Annotated in this window: 15 protein-coding genes and 1 tRNA gene; 7 read left to right on the top strand and 9 right to left on the bottom strand. The window is 64.2% G+C overall.

Going from position 1 to position 20,672, the window contains the following annotated elements; all coding sequences use genetic code 11:
- Nucleotides 1-19: 19 nt before the first annotated feature.
- On the bottom strand, nt 20-1,189 hold the full coding sequence (locus U1708_RS10095) for a fumarylacetoacetate hydrolase family protein (RefSeq protein ID WP_443030041.1): 1,170 nt from the start codon (nt 1,187-1,189) through the stop codon (nt 20-22).
- 431 nt (nt 1,190-1,620) lie between these two features.
- Between U1708_RS10095 and U1708_RS10090 the strand changes: the two genes are divergently transcribed.
- Both U1708_RS10090 and U1708_RS10085 read left to right on the top strand, forming a co-directional pair.
- Nucleotides 1,621-3,255, top strand: a complete 1,635-nt coding sequence (locus tag U1708_RS10090) for a DUF5597 domain-containing protein (protein WP_443030040.1) — start codon at nt 1,621-1,623, stop codon at nt 3,253-3,255.
- Nucleotides 3,256-3,293: 38 nt separating this feature from the next.
- Nucleotides 3,294-6,173, top strand: a complete 2,880-nt coding sequence (locus U1708_RS10085) for a TIM-barrel domain-containing protein (protein ID WP_332745263.1) — start codon at nt 3,294-3,296, stop codon at nt 6,171-6,173.
- Between the two features lie 624 nt (nt 6,174-6,797).
- Here the strand turns inward: U1708_RS10085 and U1708_RS10080 are convergent.
- Nucleotides 6,798-8,426, bottom strand: coding sequence for an alpha-L-fucosidase (locus tag U1708_RS10080; RefSeq protein WP_332745261.1), 1,629 nt, complete (start codon nt 8,424-8,426; stop codon nt 6,798-6,800).
- Entirely contained in the window at nt 8,423-9,247 is an 825-nt protein-coding gene (locus U1708_RS10075; RefSeq protein ID WP_332745259.1) for an SGNH/GDSL hydrolase family protein, read from the bottom strand. Before U1708_RS10075 ends, U1708_RS10080 begins: the two co-directional genes overlap by 4 nt.
- Nucleotides 9,248-9,597: 350 nt before the next feature.
- Between U1708_RS10075 and U1708_RS10070 the strand changes: the two genes are divergently transcribed.
- Nucleotides 9,598-12,441: a TonB-dependent receptor gene (locus U1708_RS10070; RefSeq protein ID WP_332745257.1), complete on the top strand. Its 2,844-nt coding sequence runs from the start codon at nt 9,598-9,600 to the stop codon at nt 12,439-12,441.
- Between the two features lie 88 nt (nt 12,442-12,529).
- Here U1708_RS10070 and U1708_RS10065 read toward each other — a convergent pair.
- Nucleotides 12,530-12,606 (bottom strand) — tRNA-Arg (locus U1708_RS10065).
- Nucleotides 12,607-12,667: 61 nt separating this feature from the next.
- On the opposite strand from U1708_RS10065, the gene U1708_RS10060 reads away from it, so the two are divergent.
- Nucleotides 12,668-13,423 carry a queuosine precursor transporter gene (locus U1708_RS10060; protein ID WP_332745255.1) on the top strand — a complete coding sequence of 252 codons (756 nt, stop codon included), beginning with the start codon at nt 12,668-12,670 and terminating at the stop codon, nt 13,421-13,423.
- Between the two features lie 155 nt (nt 13,424-13,578).
- On the opposite strand, the gene purQ is transcribed toward U1708_RS10060, so the two are convergent.
- Genes purQ through purC form a run of 3 tightly spaced genes read right to left on the bottom strand, consistent with a single transcriptional unit; the run spans nt 13,579 to nt 15,255 of the window.
- Nucleotides 13,579-14,247: a phosphoribosylformylglycinamidine synthase subunit PurQ gene (gene purQ / locus U1708_RS10055; RefSeq protein WP_332745252.1), complete on the bottom strand. Its 669-nt coding sequence runs from the start codon at nt 14,245-14,247 to the stop codon at nt 13,579-13,581.
- A complete protein-coding gene (gene purS, locus U1708_RS10050) occupies nt 14,244-14,474 on the bottom strand; it encodes a phosphoribosylformylglycinamidine synthase subunit PurS (RefSeq protein WP_060527016.1) in 231 nt (76 codons plus the stop codon). Before purS ends, purQ begins: the two co-directional genes overlap by 4 nt.
- A gap of 1 nt (nt 14,475) precedes the next feature.
- Nucleotides 14,476-15,255, bottom strand: coding sequence for a phosphoribosylaminoimidazolesuccinocarboxamide synthase (gene purC / locus U1708_RS10045; RefSeq protein WP_307085772.1), 780 nt, complete (start codon nt 15,253-15,255; stop codon nt 14,476-14,478).
- A gap of 346 nt (nt 15,256-15,601) precedes the next feature.
- Between purC and U1708_RS10040 the strand changes: the two genes are divergently transcribed.
- Nucleotides 15,602-15,697, top strand: coding sequence for a type II toxin-antitoxin system HicA family toxin (locus U1708_RS10040; RefSeq protein ID WP_332745246.1), 96 nt, complete (start codon nt 15,602-15,604; stop codon nt 15,695-15,697).
- Nucleotides 15,698-15,736: 39 nt separating this feature from the next.
- On the top strand, nt 15,737-16,123 hold the full coding sequence (locus U1708_RS10035) for a type II toxin-antitoxin system HicB family antitoxin (RefSeq protein ID WP_332745244.1): 387 nt from the start codon (nt 15,737-15,739) through the stop codon (nt 16,121-16,123).
- A 9-nt stretch (nt 16,124-16,132) separates the two neighbouring features.
- Here the strand turns inward: U1708_RS10035 and kynU are convergent, their stop codons facing one another.
- Both kynU and U1708_RS10025 read right to left on the bottom strand, forming a co-directional pair.
- A complete protein-coding gene (kynU, locus tag U1708_RS10030; RefSeq protein ID WP_332745242.1) occupies nt 16,133-17,347 on the bottom strand; it encodes a kynureninase in 1,215 nt (404 codons plus the stop codon).
- Entirely contained in the window at nt 17,344-18,264 is a 921-nt protein-coding gene (locus tag U1708_RS10025; protein WP_332745240.1) for an alpha/beta hydrolase family protein, read from the bottom strand. Before U1708_RS10025 ends, kynU begins: the two co-directional genes overlap by 4 nt.
- Before the next feature lie 122 nt (nt 18,265-18,386).
- Between U1708_RS10025 and parC the strand changes: the two genes are divergently transcribed.
- Nucleotides 18,387-20,636, top strand: a complete 2,250-nt coding sequence (parC, locus tag U1708_RS10020) for a DNA topoisomerase IV subunit A (RefSeq protein ID WP_332745238.1) — start codon at nt 18,387-18,389, stop codon at nt 20,634-20,636.
- Nucleotides 20,637-20,672: the final 36 nt, after the last annotated feature.

Genomic DNA, 20,672 nt, shown 5'->3' with positions numbered 1-20,672 from the left:
CGGTCTTCTGCAGCACGCGTTACGCCCCTTGATTCTTGGTATGCCCGAGCAGGCCCCGGCTCGCGAGGTTCCGCATCAGGTCGCCGATCCCGTAATTCCACGGTGCCGCGTCCTTCGACGTCGTCACCGGATTGACGAGCGCGCCGAGCTTCGGGTTCGAGATCGTGACGACATCGCCGACCGCGTGGGTGAAGCCGCGGCCGGGCTCGTCGCGGTCCTGCGTCGGTGCGAACAGCGTGCCGAGGAACAGCACGAAGCCGTCGGGATATTGATGTTCGCTCATCGCCTGGCGGACGAGTTCCTCGGGATCTCGGCTGATCTGGTCCATCGAGCTGCTGCCTTCGAGGCGGTAGCCGTCAGCGCCTTCGATCGTCAGTGCGATCTGCGCGGCGCGGACGTCGTCCATGCCGAAAGTGTCGTCGAACAATCGAATGAACGGCCCGATCGAACAGGACGCGTTGTTGTCCTTGGCCTTGCCGAGCAGGAGCGCCGAACGCCCCTCGAAATCGCGCAGGTTGACGTCGTTGCCGAGCGCCGCGCCGACCGTCTTGCCGGTGCTGTCGACGACGAGCACGACTTCCGGTTCGGGGTTGTTCCAGGTGGAGTCGGAGCGGATGCCAATCTCGCCACCCCAGCCGATCGTCGACAGCGTCGGGCTCTTGGTGAAGATCTCCGCGTCGGGGCCGATCGCGACCTCGAGATATTGCGACCACATGCCGTCTTCGATCAACGCGGCCTTCAGCGCGGCGGCTTCGGGCGAGCCGGGCACGACCGAGCGGATGCTGCCGCCGACGCGCTCTTCGAGGCGGGCGCGGACTGCGGTCGCTGCCGAGGCGTCGCCGCGAGCGCGCTCTTCGATCACGCGTTCGAGTGCGGACACCGCGAAGGTGACGCCCGATGCCTTGACGACGTGGAGGTCGATCGGGCTCAACAGCCGCGTTTTCGCGTCGGCTGCCGGTGAAAGTTTCAGGTCGTCGAGGGAGCCGAGGTCGGAGCCGGCAGCGGTGTCGAAAGTCCCGCCAGCGATCAGGTCGGCGACCGTCGGTGCGACGGCGGACATGTCATACACGCGACCATCGCGAACGATTACCGGCGTCGGGCCGTCGCCCAGGTCGACTCGGCCGAGCAATGCCGCCTGTTCCCAATCGGCGGGCAAGGCCCCAGCCGATGCGAATGCGATCTCCACGATGTAATCCCCTCCAGATTTGTTAGCGGTACCGTATGCTGCGTAGCGGCAGCGTCAAGTCCCCAATCGCAACGCGGTTTCGCCGACCGGCAGCCGACCGACTTGCACGATCCGTAAAACCACGCCATTAATCTTACAAATGGCATTCGCGGTCAACACAGACACGCGTGGCGGGAGACGGGGAGGGGTATGATCGATGAAACGCAACGCGACCGCCTCGGCGCCGTGATTCGGGTGGTACCGATATCACCGATCCTCGTCCCCGATGGGCCGAGCGCGCCTGTGTTCGGTCTCGGACCGGATGGCAGCGATGACGTGTCGGACGTGACGACATTCCCACGCGTAGCCCCATGGCCAGGCGTATCTCGGCACCGATCGGCGGGGGGCATTCGCTGCGGACCCGTCTTCACCAAGAAGGATTGATGATGGTTCGTATGAAACGCGCGCTCGCCGGGCTGGCGTTGTCGGCATCGATGATTGCCGGCATCGCGTCCGCGCAGACCGCTACCGATACGCCGCGGATCGTCATTAAGAGCGGCCGTCATGCGCTGATGGTCGATGGGGCGCCGTTCCTGATGCTCGGCGCGCAGGTCAACAACAGCAGCAACTACGCGTCTGCACTGCCGCAGGTGTGGCCGATGCTCGACCGCATCCATGCGAACACGGTGGAGATCCCGATCGCCTGGCAGCAGGTCGAGGCGGTCGAGGGCAAGTTCGACCTCAGCTTCCTGCAGACGCTGCTCGATCAGGCGCGGGCGCACGACAAGCGCGTCGTGCTGCTCTGGTTCGGGACGTGGAAGAACACGTCGCCGGGCTACACGCCGGACTGGTTCAAGGCCGATAACCGCCGCTTCCCGCGGATGAAGATGAAGGACGGCACGGATCATTACGTCCATTCGCCGATGTTCCGCGCGACGCTGGAGGCGGACAAGCGCGCGTTCGTCGAGGTGATGAAGTACCTCAAGGTGCATGATCCGCAGAACACGGTGATCATGGTGCAGCCCGAGAACGAGGTCGGCAGCTATCGCTCGCCGCGCGATTATGGGGCTCAAGCCAATGCCGTGTTTGCAAAGCCCGTGCCCGCCGAGCTGGCGAAGGCGTTGAAGAAGCCGGGCGGAAGCTGGACGCAGATGTTCGGGGCGCAGGCGGATCGCGCATTCAACACCTGGCATACCGCGCGTTTCGTCGACGAGATCGCGGCGGCGGGGAAGGCGATCAAGCCGTTGCCGATGTACGTCAACGCGTCGCTCGCCGGGCCGTCGAACGTGCCGGACCCGACTGGGGTGGCGAGCGGGGGGCCGCAGCAGGACGTGCTGGATATCTGGAAGGCGGCGGCGCCTGCGCTCGATTTCCAGGCGCCTGATATCTACGACCGCGATGCGGGGCACGTCGCGCTGTACCTCGATGCGTATGCGCGCCCGGATAACGCACTGATGGTGCCCGAGATCGGTAATGCGAAGGAGTTCGCGCGGTTCTTTTGGGCGGCGCTTGGGCGCGGCGCGATCGGCTATGCGCCGTTCGGCATGGATGACACCGGCTATTTCAATTACCCGCTGGGGGCGAAGGCGCTCGACGACGAGACGCTCGATGCGATCGGGCTGAAATACGCGGCACTGTCGACGATGGCGCGCGACTGGGCGAAGATCGCGTTCGAACATCCGACCTGGGGTGCGGCCAAGCCCGAAGATGGCGCGGGCCAGACCCTGGTTCAGTCGATCACGATGGGCGATTGGACGATCGGCACGAGCTATGGCGAGTGGCAGTTCGGGCAGAAGGACTGGACCTGGATCAAGTCCGAGCCCCCCGTCTGGGCGAAGGAAGCGGTCGGCGGTGTCGCGGTCGCGCATCTGTCGCCGAACGAGTTCCTCGTGGTCGGCGATCATGTCCGGCTGAACTTCGGGACTGCCAAGGGTGGACCCAAGAACGGCTCGGTATTCCGCGTCGAAGAGGGACGCGTGGTCGACGGGCGCTGGGTGATGAGCCGCGTGTGGAACGGCGACCAGACCGATTACGGGATCAACCTCATCACGCCGGTCATCCTGAAGGTGACCATGGGCAGCTACAAATAACGAGCGCGAAGCTCGGCGATATCAAAGGGATGACGATGATGAAGGCTTTCGGTTTCGCGGTGCTGCTCGCGGGCAGCGCACTTACCCCGGCACTTGCGCAAGGACAGGTCGCCAAGGGCGGTTTCGAGAAGATCACGGGCGGGATCGGCGTTGTGCCGTCGAGCGGCCCGGCGGGCTGGGTCGAGGTTACGGTGCATGGTGACGGGATCATCCATGTCGTCGCCAGCCCGACGCGTACGACGACCGCGCCGAGCCTGATGGTGCCGACTCCGCCGATCGCGGGTCAGTACACGGTCACGCAGCAGGGCAAGCGCGTTCTGGTCGCGACCGCGCGCGATACCGCCGAGGTCGATCTGAAGACCGGCCGAGTGCGGTTCCTCGATGCGGCCGGGAAAGTCGTGCTCGATCAGGCCGCGGCGCCTGCGTTCGTCAAGACGAGTGCGGATGGGAAGCCGTTCGTCGTCGCGTCGCAGCAGTTCAACCGCGGGACGGACGAGGGGCTGTACGGCCTTGGCCAGCATCAGAACGCGCAGATGGATTACAACGGCGAGGACGTCGAACTCGCGCAGCACAACATGGATATCGCCGTCCCGTTCGTCGTCTCGACGAAGAATTACGGCCTGTTGTGGGACAATGACGGCATCACCCGCTTCGGCAATCCGCGCCCTTATTCGTTGGTCGGCACCGACGGCCTTAAGGTCACGAGCGAAGGCAAGCCGGGCTTCACCGCGCAATATTATCTCGGCGATCGGCTCGCGGTGACGCAGCAGGAAGCGTCGATCAACTACCAGTATATCAAGGATCAGGCGAGGTGGCCCGCCGCCGCCAAGGCGCAGACGGTCGCTGCGACCGGTGGCCAGAACACCGCGGGCAATGCGGTCGAGACGCAAAAGGTCGTGTGGACCGGCGACGTGACGCCGGACGTCAGCGGCGTGCACAAGTTCCAGCTCTACGGCTCGAGCTATTTCAAGGTGTTCGCGGACGGCAAGGAGGTGCTGAACCGCTGGCGCCAGAACTGGAACCCCTGGTACGCGAATTTCGACCTGCCGATGACCAAGGGCAAGCAGGTCAAGGTGCGGATCGAGTGGGAGCCCAACGCGGGCTATATCGCGCTGCTCCACAATAATCCCTTGGCGGCGCCCGATCGCCATTCGGTGTGGTTCACCAGCGATATCGCGAAGTCGGTCAATTATTGGTATGTGCCCGGCAAGGACATGGACGAGGTCGTCGCGGGCTATCGTTCGCTCACCGGCAAGGCCGTGATGATGCCGAAATGGGCGTATGGCTTCTGGCAGTCGCGCCAGCGCTACAATACGCAGGACGAGTTCGTTGACGTCGTCAAAAAGTACCGCGACCTGAAGATCCCGCTCGATAACATCGTCCAGGACTGGTTCTACTGGCCGGAGAATGCGTGGGGCAGCCATGCGTTCGACAAGGCGCGCTTCCCCGAGCCGCAGAAGATGATCGACAAGATCCACGACATGAACGCGCGCTTCATGATCTCGGTCTGGCCGAAATTCTATCCGACCACGGAGAACTACAAGGAACTGGCCGCGAAGGGCTACACCTATCGCGGCAACCTCGATTACGGGAACAAGGATTGGGTCGGGCCGGGCTATCTGAACACCGATTATGATCCCTATGCGCCCGAGGCGCGGACGATCTACTGGCGGCAGATCAAGGACAGCTTGGCGAAGATCGGTACCGACGCGTGGTGGCTCGATGCGAGCGAGCCCGACATTCACTCGAACCTGTCGATCCCCGAGCGGATCGCCACCATGGGTCCGACCGCGGCGGGACCGGCGGCGCAGTATTTCAACAGCTATCCGCTGGTGCATGTCGGCGCGGTGTATGACGGTTGGCGCCAGTACAAGCCGGACGTCCGTCCGTTCATCCTGACGCGGTCGGGGTTCGGCGGGTTGCAGCGCGAGGGTGCCGCGGTGTGGTCTGGCGACGTTGCGAGCCGCTGGTACGATCTGCGCGCGCAGATCTCGGCGGGCGTGAACATCTCGATGTCGGGCATCCCCAACTGGACGCACGATATCGGCGGGTTCGCGCTGGAGGATCGCTATGCGAGCAAGACGCCGACCGCGGCGAACCTCGACGAGTGGCGCGAGCTGAACCTGCGCTGGTTCCAGTTCGGTGCGTTCAGCCCGCTGTTCCGCAGCCACGGCGAGAGCCCGTACCGCGAGATCTACGAGATTTCGCCGGAAGGCTCGCCGATGCGGAACTCGATGGTCTGGTACGACCAGCTTCGCTACCGACTGATGCCGTATATCTACACGGTCGCGGCGGACACGTGGTTCAAGGACGGCAGCATCATGCGCGGCCTCGTGATGGATTATCCGAACGATGTGCAGGCGCGGAAGGTGAACGACGAATATCTGTTCGGCGACAGCTTCCTCGTCGCGCCGGTGACCGAATATCGCGCGCGGTCGCGCTCGGTGTATCTGCCGGGCGCGACGGTCTGGTACGACTTCAACACCGGTCAGGCGTATCGCGGCGGACAGAGCGTGACGGTCGCGGCGCCGTATGAACGCATGCCGCTATTCGTGAAGGCCGGCGCGATCGTGCCGATGGGCCCGGTCACGCAATATGTCGACCAGAAGCCGGACGCACCGCTGACGTTGGCGGTGTATCCGGGCGCGAACGGCAGCTTCGGGCTGTACGAGGACGATGGGACCAGCGAGCAGTATCGTGGCGGCGCGTATAGCCGGATTCCGGTGACGTATGACGATGCGACCGGGGTGGTGACGCTCGGGGCTCGCGAAGGGCAGGGGTACAGGGCGATGCCGGCTAGCCGGACGGTGCGGGTGCGGTGGATGACGGCTGGGCGTCCGCTGGATCTTGATGGCGCGGGGGATGCTTCGGTCGTTTATCGTGGGGCTGCGGTGGAGGTTAAGCGGCCGGGTCGGTGAAGGATTGGGCGGTCTCGCCTGGGACCGCCCTCCGTCTTGCGGAACGGCGGGTCTGAGGCGATTCAATTTCACTGGGCTACCGTGGGCATGATCCCTGCGTTGTCCCAGCGAAAGCTGGTATCCAGAGCTACGGACGATGCGCTGTTTGGCTCTGGAACCTGGGTCGAGCCCAGGATGACGGAGTGGTGGATCGAAAGCTCAGGCGGCCATCCCGGCGAAGGCCGGGGCCAGTTGGGAACGGTGGTAACGGCGGGCATCGCTTTGTTTACTACGACCTTTCCAATTGGGCCCCGGCCTCCGCCGGGGTGGGGCGATCTTGACGTGGTGCTTTATTGGGGCGCCGGGTGGCGGGCCTAGCCAGCCCGCCCGCGGTTCTCCAGCTTCGTATGGGCACGAAGTTGCCCGGGGTATCCCGGAACTGTCATATGCGGGCCCTTCGCATTCGTTGCTGCGACATTCGGAAAGCGCACCACCCCGGCGGAGGCCGGGGTCCAATTGAGGGGCGGTGGTAACGGCGGGCATCGCTTCGTTTACTGCGACCTTTCCAATTGGGCCCCGGCCTTCGCCGGGGTGGGGTTATCTGGTGGTGATGCCTCCCTCGTGGTGGTGTCTTGCCGGGCTAGCCTAGGCAAGCCCGCGGCCTTCCAGTTTCAGTACGGGCACGAACCCGCCGCGCGTGTTCGCCGGCAGCGTTACATGCAGTCCTTTAGCGTCCTGCTTGTGCGCGATCACGCCGCCACCGAGCAGCGTAACCCGCTCGACCACGCCGCTATTCACCGAGCGCGCGAGCGAGCCGATCGTCGCGGCGCCCTCTGGCCAGCCGAGGAACAGCGCATACAGCGCGCCCTTGTTGGTCGTGAACCGGATGTCCTTCGCGGTGAACGGCTTCACCGTCTCGTTCTGCATGCCCGTCGGCAGGATCGTCGGACCCTCGCCATAGCGGCGCCACGGGCGCGAGCCGAAGATCGCTTCGCCGTTGATCGCGACCCAGTCGGTCATGCCGTCGAGGATATGCTCGACCTCGCTGTCGATGGAGCCGTCGCCGGGCTGCGGCACCGACAGCAGAAGGTTGCCGTTCTTCGACACGACGTCGGCCAGCCGCTGGATCACTTCGGGTGCGCTCTTGTAGCTTTTGTCGCGGAGGCGGGCGACGTTGTAGAACCAGTCGCCCAGGCACGTGTCGGTCTGCCACGGCTCGTCCCAGATATGGTCGGTGTAGCCGCGCTCGACGTCCTCGACCAAGCCGAAGCGGTGGCTCGGCTGGATCTTCTTCGCGGTCAGTACGACGTCGATCTTGCCGTGCCACTGGATCGAGCGGTTGTAATAGTCGGCGAGCGACTCCAATCCGATCGGCCCGAACGGCAGCTCGTAATCGTCGAAATAGACCATGTCCGGCTTGTACTTGTCGATCAGGTCGGTCTGGCGGAGCAGCCATTTCGCCGCATAGCCGGGCGCGTTCTTCGGGCCGTGCTCCATCCACTGGCCGTCGTTCTTGTCGTGCCAGTCGTTCATCGCCGCGATGCTGTCGATGCCGTCGGGCGCGGCCATGTGCGCGCCGGTGTAGAGCTGCTGCGGGTCGAGGCCGTCCCACCATTTGCCCTTGCCGTCGGCCTTGCGCAGCGTGGACGCGTCGTAGCGCACGCCCTTCAGCGGCCCGGTGGGATCGTAGGCGTAGCCGGTCTGGTACCAGTGCCACGCGTGCGCGGCATGGTTCGAGACGCCGAACTTCAAGCCGGCTTTCCGCGCCGCCTTTTCCCAGATGCCGACGATGTCGCGCTTCGGGCCGACGCGGAGCGAGTTCCACGCGTGATACCGGCTGTCGTAGCAGTCGAGATTGTCGTGATGGCAGGCGAGCGACATGAAGTATTTCGCCCCGGCCTTCTTGTAGCGTTCGATCAGCGCGTCGGGATCCCAGCGGTCCGCGGTCCAGCGGTTCTGGATATCCATCATGCCGGTCTTCGACGGATGGCCGTACGTCTTCAGGTGATGCTCGTACATCGGATGCCCCTGCATATACAGGAACCGGCCGTACCAATCGCCTTGCTCCGGCACAGATTGCGGGCCCCAATGCGACCATAGCCCGAGCTTCGCGTCGCGGAACCAGTCGGGGTAGCGGTACGCGTTGACCAACGAAGGCCAGTTGGGCTGTACCGGCCCGGCGGCCAGACCCATCGGGCTTTGCGCCACCGCTCCACGTGCCGCGCCCAGCGCCGCGATTCCGGCGAGGACCGACCGCCTGTTGAAATCCATCATTTGGTTTTCCCGCCAAGAGTTTTTGCGATCGCGGCCAGCGCGAGTGGCTTCATCACGGCATAGCCCTGCGGAGTCGGGTGGACGCCGTCGGTGGCATACCCCTGCTTCATGCCGCCGTTCGGGCCGGCGAGCGCGGCGTGGTAGTCGACATAGGTGAAGCCATTTTTCGCCGCATAGCCGCGCAGCCATGCGTTGAGGACGACGATCTGAGGTGCGGGTTTCATCGCCGGGCTCCAGGGGAAGGCGGCGGCGGGGGGCGTCGAGGCGAGGATCACCTTGATGCCATGCGCGCGTGCGAGTTCGGCCATCGTCTCGATATTGCCCTGCACGGTTTGGATCATCGCCGCACCGGTGTTGCCGGCGATGTCGTTGGTGCCCGCCATGATGTGGACCGCGAGCGGCTTCAGCGCGAGGACGTCGGCGCGGAAGCGGACGAGCATCTGCGGCGTGGTCTGGCCACCGATGCCGCGATCTACGAGGCCATCGGTAAACAGCGTCGGATCGGCATCGATCCAATTGTCGGTGATCGAATCGCCCATGAACACGACGCGGACCTTCGCGCCGGACGTGGCAAGCGCGACGTTCTGCGCGGCATACCGGCACAGCTGGCCGAAATCGCGCGTGAGCATATGCAGTTTCCATGCGTCCCACCCCGCGCCATCCGCAGGCTTGGGATGCGCCGGGCATGGATCGGCCACGATGCCGACCGGGTCGGCGGCGTAGGGGTCGCCGGGCACGACCGTCTGCGCGATCCCGGCCTGGACTGACAGCGCGCCGATCAAGGCAGCACCCACGCTACCGACACATCGTGAATTGATCATATCTGTTACCGTTTCCGACCAAGTGTTGTCTGACAATACTAAATGCGACCGATTTTAGCAGGAAGTTATACGATCGTCTGCAAGGATCGGGGGATCATGACGGGCGAGGCCGCGCCGATCTTTCATAAATGCTCTTTCAAATACGGATTTGCGTGATATGACAAATCAAGGCCGTTGGCGCTATCGCCGACTTCAAAGGTCGAAGGAGGGAACGGGCAGGGTCCAACGATCCGAGCCGTGCCATCGAAACTAGAGGCGGGAAACCGCGCGCCCGGAATGAACGTCCCGGGAAGCAATCGGCGCGATTGCGATGACGCGGCGTGCCATTCGATGTGTTGAAAGGGATTATCATGTTCATCCGTTCGCAGCGCGAGATCGCGCTTCGCCTGCTCGCCGGGTCCTCCGCCGCCGTACTCGCGTTCGGCCTGATCCCTGCTGCCTTCGCACAGGATGCGACGCCCGCGACGCCGGTCGCCGATGGCCAGGTCGCGCCAGCGGCGCAGTCGGCCAGCAGCGGTGTGAACACGGCCCCCAGCGGCGACCAGGGGCAGGGCGTCGAGGCGGCCGCCGCCCCGGGCGGCGACGACATCGTCGTGACCGGCGTGCGCGCCAGCCTTCGCAGCGCACAGGCGATCAAGCGCAATTCCGACCAGATCGTCGACTCGATCGTCGCGGAGGACATCGGCAAGCTGCCCGATCGCAACGTCGCCGAGGCGCTGCAGCGCATCTCGGGTATCCAGGTCACGCGCAACTATGGCGAAGGCAGCTCGGTCGCGATCCGCGGCCTGACGCAGGTCCGCACCGAGTTGAACGGCCGCGACATCTTCACGGCCAGCGGCACCGGTACGTCGCTGAGCCTCGAGGACATTCCTTCGGAGTTGCTCGCGGGCATCGACGTCTACAAGAACCCGTCGGCGGACCTGATCGAGGATCAGCTTAGCGGCACGATCAACCTTCGCACCCGCAAGGCGTTCGACTTCGACGGCTTCAAGATTTCGGCCGGCGTGGCGAACACGTATTACGACCTCGCGCGCAAGAGCCAGCCGACCGCGTCGGTTCTACTCAGCGATCGCTGGAATACCGGCATTGGCGAGATCGGCGTGCTGGTCAGCGCGTCGTACCAGAAGACCGTATTCAGCCAGGACACGATCTCGACCGAGCCGTTCAACACGCTCGATCCGAACGATCCTGATGCAGCAACGCGCGCCGCGTCGATCGCTTCGCTCGCGACGCTCGGTCGTACCGGCCAGGTCACGACCTTGCCGCGCGGCACCGGCATCGGCCAGGTCAACGGTGCGCGCCGTCGCTTCGGCATCGACGCGTCGCTCCAGTGGCGCCCGACCGATACGCTGGAATTCACCGGCGAGGTGTTCCGTAACGATTACAAGTTCCGCTACGACGACTTCAGCTATTTCGCGCAGCCAACCGAGGGCGCGACCAACGTCTCGCCCTTGCCCGGTGCGCCGTTCACCTTCGCACCAAACGGCGATTTCCAGAGCGGAACGTTCCAGAACATCCGTGTCGCGGCCAATACCAGCCTCGAGAACCGTCACTCGACGACGACCGACTATTCGCTGAACGGCAAGTGGCGCCCAACCTCCAACCTGACGATCACGGCGGACGGCCAGTATGTCGATTCGAAGACCACGCGTACGCGGTCGATCGTCGGCTTGAACGGCAACAACGACGGCATGCTGTTCCAGAACATCTCGGGCGATGTACCGTCGTTCCAGATCACGACACCCACCGGCCTGACCAACGCCGCGACCTATGGCTCCGCTTTCTATTTGGACAACCTCAATCGCTCGCGCGGCAAGGACAAGACGGCGCGCCTCGACGGCGAGTATAAGTTCGACAACAGCGTGTTGCGGTCGATCAAGCTTGGCGTTCGCTATGCAGATCGCAGCAATCTCTACAGCGACACGGGCTATCGGTATACCGGGCTGAACGCCGTGCCGAGCCAGCTCGAGTTCGCCGATTTCAGCAAGTTCTTCCACGGCGACGCCGACCTGTTCGGCAACGCGCTGCTGTTCTCGCGCGGCATCACGCAGGATTACGACCTGACGCGCGCCACGCTGGGCATCACGACGCTGCCGAGCTATCTGCCGAGCAGCACGACGACGCAGTCGCAGAAGACCTATACGGGCTATGCCACCGCGTTCTTCAACGCCGCCGACCTGCCGGTGCCGATCGACGGCAATATCGGTCTGCGCGTCGTCCAGACCAAGCTCGCGGTCGCCGGCTTCTATCAGCAGACCGATCTGATCACGCCTCCGGGCGGGACGGCGCAGGTCACGGGACCGACGACCTTCGTCGCGGCCGGCAACAAGGACGACTATACGTCGGTCCTGCCGAGCGCGAACTTCCGGGCGCATCTGACCGAAAGGCTCCAGCTCCGCTTGGCGCTTTCGAAGAACATTTCGCGGCCGGACCTCAACCAGCTCAACCCGAGCCTCAACATTACCGAGCCCGGTCGTGCGCAGATCGCACAGCTGCAGTATACGTCGGGCGGCAATCCGAACCTGAAGCCGATGACAGCGAAGAACGTCGACGCTTCGGCCGAATGGTATTTCGCGCCGACCGGTTCACTGACCGTCGCAGGCTTCTACAAGGACATTTCCGACTATATCCAGACCGGCATCTCGAACCGGGCGGTGACGTTCACCGACGGCCTGACCGCGAACTATAGCGTCACGTCGTACAGCAACGTCTCCAACGCCAAGGTGAAGGGTGCCGAAGTCGCCTATCAGCAGTTCTTCGACTTCCTGCCAGGACCTCTTGCTGGCCTTGGCGCTCAGGCAAACTTCACCTTCGTGGACTCGCAGGCACCGAGCCCGGCGACCGAGGGTCCGGTGCGCGATCTGCCGCTGCAGGGTCTGTCCAAGTACAACTACAATTTGATCGGCATCTACGAGCTCGGCATCATCTCGGCACGCGTGGCGTATAACTGGCGCAGCAAGTATCTGGTGGCGACGTCGAGCAACGGCTCGGGCAACCTGCCGGTGTTCCAGAAGCCGTCGGGGCAGCTCGATGCGTCGATCACCGCCAACGTGACGCCGCATTTCTCGCTGACGCTGAACGCGGTCAACCTGACCAACACCGTGCGTTCGACCTTTTACGGTATCACGACCCGCCCGCGTGATTCGATCATGAGCGACCGCCAGATCGCAGGGGTCGCGCGCATCACGTTCTGATTTCACCCTCTTTCACCGTCTCTCCCCCGACTGGCCGGATCTCACGATCCGGCCATTTTTTGTGTCTTGTCGGGATGCGGAAAGCGGTTGGCGCGCCCGGAGGGGTTCGAACCCCCGACCGAGGAGGTAGAAGCTCCTTGCTCTATCCAGCTGAGCTACGGGCGCGCGCTGCGGCGACGACTAGCGCGGATTGTGCGGGCTTGGAACCTCGATCATAACCGGCGCCATGGATATTGAAGGGAATGGGGAGCGGGGGCTCGAACCGGTGGCCGCCAACGCGGTCAGCGGCGAGCATTTCCGCTATTACGACTTCGTGATGGCGGCGTTCGTGACGATCCTGCTGCTGTCGAACGTGATCGGCGCGGGCAAGCGCGCGGTGATCGAGCTCCCGTTCATCGGGGCATGGCCGTTCGGTGCCGGCATCCTGTTCTTCCCGGTCAGCTACGTGATCGGCGACGTCCTGACCGAGGTCTATGGGTACGCGCGGGCGCGGCGCTGCATCTGGGCTGGGTTCGGCGCGATGCTGTTCATGGTGTTCATGTCGGCGGTCGTCGTGGCGCTGCCGCCTGACCAGGGATGGACGGGCCAAGCCGCGTACGAATCGGTGTTTGGGCAGGTACCGCGGATCGTGTTCGCGTCGATCTGTGCGTTCTGGTTGGGAGAGTTCGCCAACAGCTTCGTGCTCGCACGGATGAAGATCTGGACGCAGGGGCGGATGCTGTGGACGCGGACGATCGGCAGCACGATCGTGGGGCAGGCGTTCGACAGCCTGATCTTCTATCCGCTCGCGTTTTACGGCGCGCCGGACTGGCCGGTCGAGGCGATGCTGATGGTGATGGTCAGCCAGTTCCTGCTGAAGGTGTCGTGGGAGGTATTGCTGACGCCGCTGACCTATGTGGCGGTCGGGTGGTTGAAGCGGCGCGAGGGTGTCGATGTGTATGACCGGGGGACGGACTTCTCGCCGTTCCGGACGCGGGTCTAGAGGCGGCACACCCCTATTGCTTCCGTTTCCGTGTCCGTCCCCCTCCCCCTCCCACCCGTTCGTGCTGAGCGAAGTCGAAGCACTTGAGTCTCAGGCCCTTCGACTTCGCTCAGGGCGAACGGAGTGTGGGGTGGTGCAGGGGATGGTGACGGAGCTTAAGCGCTGACGGCTTCAAGCAGGCCTTCGAACAGACGTCGGCCATCGGTGCCGCCGTGGGCCGCTTCGATGCGACGTTCCGGATGCGGCATCATGCCAAGGACATTGCCCTTGTCGTTCAGCAACCCGGCGATGTTGCGCGCCGATCCGTTGACGCTTTCTGCGTAACGGAAGGCGACGCGGCCTTCGCCTTCGAGGCGGTCGAGCGTCTCGGTATCGGCGAAGTAATTGCCGTCATGGTGTGCGACCGGGAAGGAAACGCGCTCGCCGGCGGTGTAGCCCGAGGTGAAGGTCGAGCTTGCGGTTTCGACCGTCAGTACGACGTCGCGGCAGACGAAGTTCAAGCCTTCGTTGCGCATCAAGGCGCCGGGGAGAAGCCCCGCTTCGGTCAAGACCTGGAAGCCGTTGCAGATGCCGAGCACGGGCAAGCCCTTGCCCGCCTGCTCGACTACCGCGCGCATGATCGGCGATCGTGCCGCAATCGCGCCCGAGCGCAGGTAATCACCGTAGGAGAAGCCGCCCGGTACTGCGACCAGACCGACGTCCTTCGGCAAGTCCGCGTCGCCGTGCCAGACCATAAGCGGCTTGACGCCGGTCACGGCCTCCAGCGCGACGGCGATGTCGCGGTCGCAGTTGGAGCCCGGAAAGACGATGACGGCGGTCTTCACGCGCGCTCGACCCGATAATTCTCGATCACCGTGTTGGCGAGCAGCTTGCGGCACATGCCGTCGATCGTCGCGTCGTCGGTATCGTCGGCGACTTCGAGTTCGATCAGCTTGCCCTGGCGAACGTCCTGCACGCCTTCGAAGCCGAGGCTCCCGAGCGCGTGGTGGATAGCCCGGCCCTGCGGATCGAGCACGCCCGGCTTCAATGTCACGAAAACCTTGAGTTTCATCTCACTTGCCCCGGTTCTTGCGATGCTTTTCGAGGTCGAGGACGGCGTTGTCGGCACCCTCGGGCAGCAGGCCAAGACGGCGTGCAACCTCTTGATAAGCCTCGACTTCGCCGCCGAGATCGCGACGGAAGCGATCCTTGTCCATCTTCTCGTTGGTTTCCATGTCCCACAGACGGCAGCCATCGGGGCTGATCTCGTCGGCGAGGATGATCCGACCGAAGTCGTTGTCGAAGATGCGACCGAATTCGAGCTTGAAGTCGACCAGGCGGATACCGACGCCGGCGAACAGCCCGCACAGGAAATCGTTGATGCGGATCGCAAGGTCGGCGATGTCGTGCATCTCCTCCTGGCTCGCCCAGCCGAACGCGGCGATGTGTTCGTCGGAGATCATCGGATCGCCGAGCGCATCGTCCTTGTAGTAATATTCGATGATCGTGCGGGGCAGCTTGGTGCCCTCCTCGATCCCGAGGCGCGTCGAGATCGACCCAGCGGCGACGTTGCGCACGACGACTTCGATCGGAACGATCTCGACCTGGCGGATCAACTGCTCGCGCATGTTGAGCCGGCGGATGAAGTGCGTCGGTACGCCGATATGATCGAGCAGCGTGAAAATGTGCTCGGAAATCCGGTTGTTGAGCACGCCCTTGCCGTTGATCGTGCCCTTTTTCTGGGCATTGAAGGCGGTCGCGTCGTCCTTGAAATACTGGATCAGCGTGCCCGGCTCGGGACCCTCGTAGAGGATCTTGGCCTTGCCTTCGTAGATCTGGCGGCGGCGAGCCATGCGCGGTCCCCTGGAAATCGAGCGGTGAAAATCGAGCGGCCCCAGCCTACGCGATATGCACCGCGAAGCCGAGGCCGGAATAGGCCGCGCCTATAGGCGAAGGGTGCGGGGGGTGCAATCGCGGCTTCAGTTTGCGCCGATGCTTGCGGAGCGAGACATTGATGGAACGCGCATTGTTGTGTAGAGTTGTGTAGAGTTGTGTAGAGTTGTGTAGAGTTGTGTAGAGTTGTGTAGAGTTGTGTAGAGGGGTGGGAATGCGAAGTGCCGAGGTCATCCGACGTATTGCAAGGCTGGGTGGGTCGAGGTTCGGCAAACCGGATCGCACAAGCATTTCCGTCACGCCACCTTGCCTGGAACGGTGACGGTGCCGCATCCCAAATCGGAGATGGCGATCGGTACGATCAAGAGCATCGAGCGGCAGAGCGGCGTGCGGCTTCGCTAGGCTGCCACTCGGTTACATTCCTCTAAGGATTTGAGTGTCATGGCGATCGTTCACTACCCTGCGATTATCGAGCGTGCGGATACCGGCTTCAGCGTATTCTTCCCGGATCTGCCCGGATGTGTCTCGGCTGGCGTGACGATGCAGGAGGCGGCGCTTGGCGCCGAGGAGGCGCTGAGCGGGCATCTGGCGATCATGGCGCAATATGGCGATCCGATCCCGGAGCCGTCGTCGATCGACACGATCGCGCGCGATCCGGATGTCGATGAGGCTGCACGCGTACTGGTTCGTGGCGACCGGCCCGGTCGGGCCGTGCGCGTGCAGGTCTCGATCGACGAAGGGTTGCTCGCGCGGATCGACCGGGTTGCTAGCAATCGATCGGGATTTTTGGCGGATGCCGCCAGGGCTAAGCTGGCGGCGATGGGGTGAGTTTCGTCCCTATGTTACGGCTAGGCGTTGGGAGAAAGCTGGATCGCGCCACGCTTCGGTTTCCAGCGTTTCGCGGAGGATATCTCCAGCGCGCCAGACGTCTTCGTGACTGAGATACAGCGGCGTCAGGCCGAGGCGGAGGATGTCAGGGTCGCGGAAATCGCCGATTACGCCTCGGGCTATGAGGGCTTGGGTCAGGGCATAGGCGTTTGGGTGGCGGAAGCTGATGTGACTGCCGCGTTTGGCGGGATCTCTGGGGCTTACGCAGTCGAGGCCTAGGGTGTCGCCTGCTTCGGCGAGGATGTCGAACAATTGGGCGCTCTTGGTGGCGACGGCCTGTTGATCGACGTCGGCCCATAGGTCGAGTGCGGTTTCCAGTGCTGCAGTCGAGAGCATGGCAGGAGTACCGGCGAGCCAGCGTTTCATGCCGGGGGCGGGGCGGTAGGCATCTTCGAACGCGAACGGCGCGGCGTGGCCCATCCAGCCGGAGAGTGGGCTGGCCAGTACGTCCTGCCAGCGTTTTGCGACGTAGAGGAACGCGGGCGCGCCGGGGCCACCGTTGAGATATTTGTAGGTGCAGCCGACGGCAAGGTCGGCGTTCGCGCCGTTGAGATCGATCGGGACGGCGCCGACGCTGTGGCTGAGGTCCCAGAGTATCAACGCGCCGGCGTCGTGCGCGCGCGCGGTCCAGGTGGCTAGGTTGAAGCGGTCGCTAGTCTTGTAGTGGACATGGGTTAGGAGAAGGACCGCGGTGTCGTCGTCGAGCGCGGCTGCAAGATCTTCGCGCGCGACCACCTTGAGCCGTGCGCCGGGGACGCAGGCGACTGCGCCCTCGGCAATGTGCAGGTCGGTGGGGAAGTTACCGGCCTCGCTGACGATCGTGTGACGCTCCGGGTTGCTGCGAAGCGCGGCGACCAAGGCCTTGAAAAGATGCGTCGAGGTCGTGTCGCCGATGATGACTTCGTCCGACGCGGCGCCGATCAGGGGGGCGATCTTCGCGCCGATCCGCTGGGGGGCGTCGATCCAGCCTTCGTTCCAGCTGCGGATCAGGCGGTCGCCCCATTGGCGGGTGGCGACGTCGGCGAGTGCTGCGGGCGTGGCTTTCGGCAGCGCGCCGAGCGAATTGCCGTCGAGGTAGATCACGCCTTCGGGTAGCGCGAACTGGCCGCGGTAGGCGGCGAGCGGATCGGTCGCGTCGAGCGCGCGGGCGTCTTCGAGGGTCACTGGGTTTTTCCAAAATAGGACAGGATCAGGCGTTTGGCTTCGGCCCATGCGGGGGTTTCGGGCGCGATCAGTTCGACATGGCCAGTCGCCGGGATGGTGTGGAGCGTGGCGGTGTCACCGGCCGCTGTGGCCTTGGCGATATAGTCGGTCGCCATCACGGCGGGGATGATCCGGTCTTCGCGACCATTGATCAAATCCTGCTTTACACCGAGCGGGAGGAGACGCGGGACCGAGGTGTCGGCGTAGACGTCCGGGTGCTGCGGGGTGGGCGCGCCGACGAGTTTTGCCACGACCTCCGTGCCGCAGCCATTGTCGGCGTTGGTGGCGGTGGCTTCGAGATCGGGGAGACCGCCGAGACTTATGACGTGGCGGATGCGGAGTGGTTGCGGGGCGTGGAAGGGGCTCGATGCGGGAAGCTTCGGGCGGGCGGCGAGCCAGAGTGCGAGGTGACCGCCGGCGGAGTGGCCGATCGCCAGTACGCGGCTTGTGTCAAGATTAAACTTCTTGGCGTTTACCGTGAGTTGATCGGCGGCTTTCGCAGCGTCCGCGAACGTGCCGGGATAGCCGCCGCCGGTGCGATCTACGCCGCGATAATCGATATTCCAGACCGCGACACCCGTGTTGCGGAGGTCGTCGGCGATCCAGTTCATTAGGCTGCGGTCGGCGATATCGGTCGTCCAGCAGCCGCCATGCACCATCACGACCACCGGGAATGGTCCCTTGGTCTTGCCCTTGGGGAGCCAGACGTCGACCTTCTGCATCGGGTCGGTGCCATAGTCGATGGTCGCGTCGGGCGTCGGCTTCGGCCGCTCGGTCAGGTCGGGCCACGTCAGCAGCTTTGCCGAAGGGGGAGCGGGCGTTTGCGCCACGACGGGCGTGGACATGGCGGCGAGCGCGAGAAAGGCGATGCGGATCATGGAGTTGGTGTAGCTGGCTCGATCGGCCGCGTCATGCTGGCATATCGTCCGGTCCCGGCGAGCGGGACGCGTGGTGCGTTCATGCTTTGATCGTTTCGCTCGCGCTGCTATCGCTGCACGCAATGGCCACCGATTTCAAAGATCCGTTCGACTCCATCGTCGACGCCCCCTTCGATAGCGCGCTGTCCGAGCGGTATCTCGTCTATGCCCTGTCGACGATCACCGCGCGATCGTTGCCCGACGTCCGTGACGGGATGAAGCCGGTGCATCGGCGTCTCCTCTGGGCAATGCGGCTGCTCAAGCTCGATCCGGCGCAGGGGTACAAGAAGTGCGCGCGCGTCGTTGGCGACGTTATCGGTAAGTATCATCCGCACGGTGATCAGTCGGTCTACGATGCGATGGTGCGCTTGGCGCAGTCGTTTGCGATGCGCTATCCGCTGGTCGACGGGCAGGGCAATTTCGGCAATATCGATGGCGATAACGCCGCCGCCTACCGCTATACAGAGGCGCGGCTGACGCAGGTCGCGATCGACCTGATGGACGGGCTCGACGAGGACGCGGTCGCCTATCGCCCGACCTATAACGGCGAGGATCACGAGCCCGAGCTGTTCCCGGGGCTGTTCCCGAACCTGTTGGCGAACGGTGCGAGCGGGATTGCGGTCGGGATGGCGACGAGCATTCCGCCGCACAACGCGGCCGAGTTGCTGGAGGCGGCGATCGTTCTGATCGACACGCCCGATGCCGACGATGCGGCGATCCTGGAGCATGTGAAGGGGCCTGACTTTCCGACCGGCGGGCTGGTCGTCGATCCGCCCGCGGTGATCCGCGAATCCTATGCGACCGGGCGGGGCGGCTTCCGCGTCCGTGCGCGCTGGGAGACCGAGCGGGAGAAGGGTGGCGGCTGGCAGATGATCGTCACGGAGATCCCGTACGGCGTGCAGAAGGGCAAGCTGATCGAGCAGATCGCCGATCTGATCAACGCCAAGCGCCTGCCGATCCTTGCCGATGTGCGGGACGAATCGGATACCGAGATCCGGATCGTGCTGGAGCCGCGCAGCCGCACGGTCGATCCGCAGATTTTGATGGACGGGCTGTTCCGGCTGACCGATCTCGAGACGCGGATCAGCCTCAACCTCAACGTGCTCGACAAGGATCGCACGCCGCGCGTGATGTCGTTGCGCGAGGTGTTGGCGGCGTGGGTCGATCACCAGTTCGTCGTGCTGCGCCGGCGGACCGAGCACCGGTTGAGCAAGATCGCCGACCGGGTCGAGCTGCTCGATGGATACCTGATCGCGTATCTGAACCTCGACCGGGTGATTGAGATCATCCGTACCGAGGACGAGCCAAAGAAGGTCATGATCGACGAGTTTGCGCTCACCGATCGCCAGGCCGAGGCAATCCTCAACATGCGGTTGCGGTCGCTCAGGCGGCTCGAAGAGTTCGAGATCAAGACCGAGCGCGACAAGCTCGACAAGGAGCAGGCGGCGCTTTCGGCATTGCTGGCTGATCCGAAGAAGCAGCGCGCGCGGATGAAGCGTGACATGGCGAAGATCCGCGACCGCTATGGGCTGGAGACGGTGCTCGGCAAACGCCGCACGACGATCGAGGAAGCCGCACCGACGCGCGACATCCCGCTGGAGGCGATGATCGAGCGCGAGCCGATCACGGTGATCCTGTCGCAGCGCGGCTGGATCCGGGCGATGCGCGGGCATAACGATCTGGCGAGCCCGGAGGCGCTGAAGTTCAAGGAGGGCGACGGCCCGGCGTTCGCGTTCCATGCGCAGACGACGGACAAGCTGTTGCTCGCGGCGGAGAACGGGCGGTTCTACACGCTGGCCGCGGACAAGCTGCCGGGCGGACGCGGGTTCGGCGAGCCGGTGCGGGCGATGATCGATCTCGACGGCAGCGTCGGGATCGTCGCGTTGCTGCCGGCGAGCAAGCATCCGAAGCTGCTGGTAGTCGCGACTGACGGGCGTGGCTTCTCCGTAAGCAGTGCCGAAGTGATCGCCGAGACTCGCAAGGGCAAGACGGTGATGACGCCGCGGCCGGGCGCGCAGCTCAAGATCGTCCGGCCGATCGGGCCGAACGACGATTACGTCGCGGCGATCGGCGACAATCGGAAAATGCTGGTGTTCCCGCTCGCCGAGCTGGTCGAGATGACGCGCGGGCAGGGGTTGCAGTTGCAGCGCTATCGCGATGGCGGACTGGCGGACGCGATCACGTTCGTCTTCGCCGACGGGCTGAGCTGGGCGATGGGCGGCGGTACCGGGCGTACGCGAACAGAATCCGATCTCGGGCCGTGGCGTGCGGCTCGTGGAGCTGCCGGCCGTATGCCGCCGACCGGTTTCCCACGCGACAATCGTTTCGGATAATGGATGAGAAAGACCCCATTCAGGGTTTTTCAGAGC

The organism is Sphingomonas arabinosi (assembly GCF_036663715.1).
GTDB lineage: Bacteria > Pseudomonadota > Alphaproteobacteria > Sphingomonadales > Sphingomonadaceae > Sphingomonas.
Note: the sequence above shows the minus strand (reverse complement) of the source record. Positions and strands in the feature narration are given on the sequence as shown.

Excerpts from the sequence above, each read along its gene's own strand:
- U1708_RS10090 (WP_443030040.1), top strand. The coding sequence starts at position 1,621 with ATGAAACGCGCGCTCGCCGGGCTGGCGTTGTCGGCATCGATGATTGCC.
- U1708_RS10085 (WP_332745263.1), top strand. The coding sequence starts at position 3,294 with ATGAAGGCTTTCGGTTTCGCGGTGCTGCTCGCGGGCAGCGCACTTACC.
- U1708_RS10080 (WP_332745261.1), bottom strand. The coding sequence starts at position 8,426 with ATGATGGATTTCAACAGGCGGTCGGTCCTCGCCGGAATCGCGGCGCTG.
- U1708_RS10075 (WP_332745259.1), bottom strand. The coding sequence starts at position 9,247 with ATGATCAATTCACGATGTGTCGGTAGCGTGGGTGCTGCCTTGATCGGC.
- U1708_RS10070 (WP_332745257.1), top strand. The coding sequence starts at position 9,598 with ATGTTCATCCGTTCGCAGCGCGAGATCGCGCTTCGCCTGCTCGCCGGG.
- U1708_RS10060 (WP_332745255.1), top strand. The coding sequence starts at position 12,668 with ATGGATATTGAAGGGAATGGGGAGCGGGGGCTCGAACCGGTGGCCGCC.
- purS (WP_060527016.1), bottom strand. The coding sequence starts at position 14,474 with ATGAAACTCAAGGTTTTCGTGACATTGAAGCCGGGCGTGCTCGATCCG.
- purC (WP_307085772.1), bottom strand. The coding sequence starts at position 15,255 with ATGGCTCGCCGCCGCCAGATCTACGAAGGCAAGGCCAAGATCCTCTAC.
- U1708_RS10035 (WP_332745244.1), top strand. The coding sequence starts at position 15,737 with ATGGCGATCGTTCACTACCCTGCGATTATCGAGCGTGCGGATACCGGC.
- U1708_RS10025 (WP_332745240.1), bottom strand. The coding sequence starts at position 18,264 with ATGATCCGCATCGCCTTTCTCGCGCTCGCCGCCATGTCCACGCCCGTC.
- parC (WP_332745238.1), top strand. The coding sequence starts at position 18,387 with ATGGCCACCGATTTCAAAGATCCGTTCGACTCCATCGTCGACGCCCCC.